2 protein-coding genes are annotated in these 1,659 nt (G+C 66.1%); one reads left to right on the top strand and one right to left on the bottom strand.

The features are described 5' to 3' along the window. The first annotated feature begins 168 nt into the window (after positions 1-168). Entirely contained in the window at positions 169-1,371 is a 1,203-nt protein-coding gene (locus tag VGV06_20755; GenBank protein HEV2057570.1) for an alpha/beta fold hydrolase, read from the top strand. Positions 1,372-1,415: 44 nt separating this feature from the next. On the opposite strand, the gene VGV06_20750 is transcribed toward VGV06_20755, so the two are convergent. After that, the coding region (locus VGV06_20750) for a nitroreductase/quinone reductase family protein (protein ID HEV2057569.1) at positions 1,416-1,659 on the bottom strand (244 nt) is incomplete at its 5' end.

Genomic DNA, 1,659 nt, shown 5'->3' with positions numbered 1-1,659 from the left:
GCTACATCAGTGTGCACCAGTTTGCACCAACTTGAGCGTGAGAAGGCGGGCGCTCGGTGAAGCCGGCTGGCTGGGCCGCGCGTCCGAGTATGGCAGATTACGTTCTGCGTGAAGACGTCAGCGCCGTGAGTTAGAGTAGCGACTACTCTCACAGGGAGGAGAATCGCCATGGCGTTCTACGAAAGAGGACCCGTCCGCATCCACTACGAAGAGGCCGGCTCCGGCTTCCCCCTGCTGCTCATCCCGGGCGGCGGGCTCAATTCAGCCCTTTCATCCTGGCAGACCGCCTCGCCCTTCAACGCGATGGAACGGTACAAGGACGACTTCCGCTGTATCTGCGCCGACCTGCGCAACGCCAACCCCGGCCAGTCCAGCGGCCCGCTGGAGATCGACCGCCCGTGGGACGCCTACGCCGACGACCAGCTCGGGCTGATGGATCACCTCGGGATCCGGGAGTTCCTGGTCATGGGCTTCTGCATCGGCGGGCCGATGATCCACAACCTGATTCGGCGGGCACCGGAGCGTGTGGTCGCGGCCGCGATGATGCAGCCCAGCGGCTCTAGGCCTGAGATGCCGGACCTTTTCTACCAGAACAACATCAAGGGCTGGGGGCCGGCGCTGTGCGAGAAGCGCCCGGACGTCACGATGGACATGGTCCATGCCTTCCTGACCAGCATGTACACCAACCGTGCCGACTTCGTGTTCACCGTGTCGCGCGATTTCGTGCGCGCCATCCGGACGCCGCTGCTGGTCGCGCCCGACGACGTGCCCGCGCACCCGTACAAGGTCGCGATGGAGGTGGCCAGCCTCGCCCCGAACGCCGAGGTGACCATCTATCCCTGGAAGGATTCGCAGGAGCACATCGACGAGGTCGTGGAGCACGCGCGGCGCTTCCTCAAGGCGCACGAACCCGTCACAGCAAAAGGCTTTGTCGTACCCGCGGGCGGCGGGAAGCATCTCGACATGACGGCGCCCGGCCGCTTCGCGGCCTTGAAGCTCCTCGGCCACGAGACCAATGAGAGCATCATGCTGTTCGAGGAAACCGTGCCCGTCGGCACCAAGAGCCTCTTCCATCTACACCGCGACAGCGACGAGGTCGCCTGGGTGCTCGCCGGCGAGATCACCTTTAAGATCGGCGACGATGTTACCGTCGGCGGGCCCGGCACCTGCGCGTTCTTCCCGCGCAACGTCCCGCATGCTTGGAAGAACACCGGCAGCGAAACCGGCCGCGTCTTGTTTCTCTACACCCCGGCCGCCGCCGGCGGCTACGTCGAGGAGCTCTTGCATCGCCCCGGCCCGAGCAACGACGATGAGCGCAACAAACTCCGTGAGCGCTACCGCTGGGAAGTCGTCGGCCCAAACCCGCTTTGAGGGGGATGGCTTTGCGCGGCGCCGAGAGCGACTAGCCCGCCAAGCTAGCGCGCCGGCTCTGCGACGAAGAGCGGGATCTTCCGGGTGGTCTTTGCCTGGTACTCCGCGTACGGCGGAAACGCCGCGACGGCAAGAGCCCAGAGCCGTGCCCGTTCGGCTTCGTTCGCGACCTCGCGCACCCGCATCGGCTGGACCACGGTGAGATCGCGGATCTCGACGGCCGGCTGCACGCGCAGGTTGTGCACCCACACCGGGTGCTTCGGCGCCCCGCCCTGCGAGCCCACAAGG

This window comes from Candidatus Methylomirabilota bacterium, assembly GCA_035936835.1.
Classification (GTDB): Bacteria; Methylomirabilota; Methylomirabilia; order Rokubacteriales; family CSP1-6; genus AR37.
The sequence above is the reverse complement of the archived record's forward strand: the minus strand, read 5'-3'. Positions and strand labels throughout refer to the sequence as shown.